Source organism: Arthrobacter silvisoli (genome assembly GCF_003369445.1).
GTDB lineage: Bacteria > Actinomycetota > Actinomycetes > Actinomycetales > Micrococcaceae > Arthrobacter > Arthrobacter silvisoli.
The window spans coordinates 1-1,282 of record NZ_QRCU01000048.1 but is presented as its reverse complement, the minus strand read 5'-3'; the positions used below and the strand labels follow the sequence as shown (position 1 = coordinate 1,282).

Genomic DNA, 1,282 nt, shown 5'->3' with positions numbered 1-1,282 from the left:
GCATGACTTCCCTTAGCCCTGCACTGAAGCAAGCAACGCCTGTCGTCGTGGATCATGCTCTTGGCAGCTGGATTTATGGCACTGATGGTAAGGAGTATCTGGATTTCACGACCGGTATCGGTGTGACGAGCACGGGTCACTGCCATCCGCGGGTGGTGGAGGCGGCGCGTGAGCAGGTGGGCAAGATCATCCATGCGCAGTACACCACGGTGATGCACCAGCCGCTGCTGGCGTTGACGGAGAAGCTGGGTGAGGTGCTGCCGGCCGGGCTGGATTCGGTGTTTTATGCGAACTCCGGTTCGGAGGCGGTGGAGGCTGCGATCCGTCTGGCGCGGATGGCCACGGGCCGGCCGAACATTGTGGTGTTCCAGGGCGGCTTCCATGGCCGTACGGTCGCCGCGGCGTCCCTGACCACGGCGGGCACCAAGTTTTCCGCGGGGTTCTCGCCGCTGATGTCCGGGGTGCACATGTCCGCGTTCCCGTACGCCTACCGTTACGGCTTCGACGAGGCAGCCGCGGTGGCGTTCGCGCTGCAGGAACTGGATTACCTGTTCCAGACCCGCACCGCCCCGAACGACACCGCGGCGTTTTTGATCGAACCGGCCCTGGGTGACGGCGGCTACCTGCCGACCCCGCCGGCGTTCATGGAAGGGCTGCGGGAACGGGCCGATAAGTACGGCATCCAGCTGATTTTCGACGAGGTCCAGGCCGGGGTGGGGCGCACCGGCAGGTTCTGGGGTCACCAGTACTCCACCGCCACCCCGGACATCCTCATCACCGCCAAGGGCATCGCCTCGGGCTTTCCGATCTCGGCGATCGCGGCGTCCACCGAGACCATGTCCAAGGCCTGGCCCGGTTCCCAGGGCGGCACCTACGGCGGGAACGCCGTCTCCGCCGCCGCCGGCGTCGCGACCCTGGACGTCGTGAAGGAAGAAGGCCTGGTGGAGAACTCCCGGATCCGCGGCGAGCAGCTGCAGGCCGGGCTGAAAGAGATCCAGGCCCGCTTCCCCGTCATCGGCGACGTCCGCGGCCGCGGTCTGATGCAGGGCATCGAATTCACCGCCGAGGACGGCACTCCGGACGCGGCCACCGCCGCCGCCGTGCAGCAGGCCACCACCACCCAGGGCCTGCTCACCCTCACCTGCGGCCCGGCCGGCAACGTCGTGCGCCTCATCCCGGCCCTCGTCGTCACCGCCGAAGAAATCACCCTTGGCCTGGAACGCTTCGAAGCAGCCGTCGGCGCCGTCACCGGAGCCATCCCCGCCACCACAGGAGCCTGAGC

1 protein-coding gene is annotated in these 1,282 nt (G+C 67.6%); it reads left to right on the top strand.

Annotation, left to right across the window (positions count from 1 at the left end; translation table 11 throughout):
• The first annotated feature begins 2 nt into the window (after nucleotides 1–2).
• On the top strand, nucleotides 3–1,280 hold the full coding sequence (locus tag DWV11_RS13265) for an aspartate aminotransferase family protein (RefSeq protein WP_115789400.1): 1,278 nt from the start codon (nucleotides 3–5) through the stop codon (nucleotides 1,278–1,280).
• Nucleotides 1,281–1,282 lie beyond the last annotated feature (2 nt).

Coding starts and splice junctions, on each gene's coding strand:
- DWV11_RS13265 (WP_115789400.1), top strand. CDS start 3: ATGACTTCCCTTAGCCCTGCACTGAAGCAAGCAACGCCTGTCGTCGTG.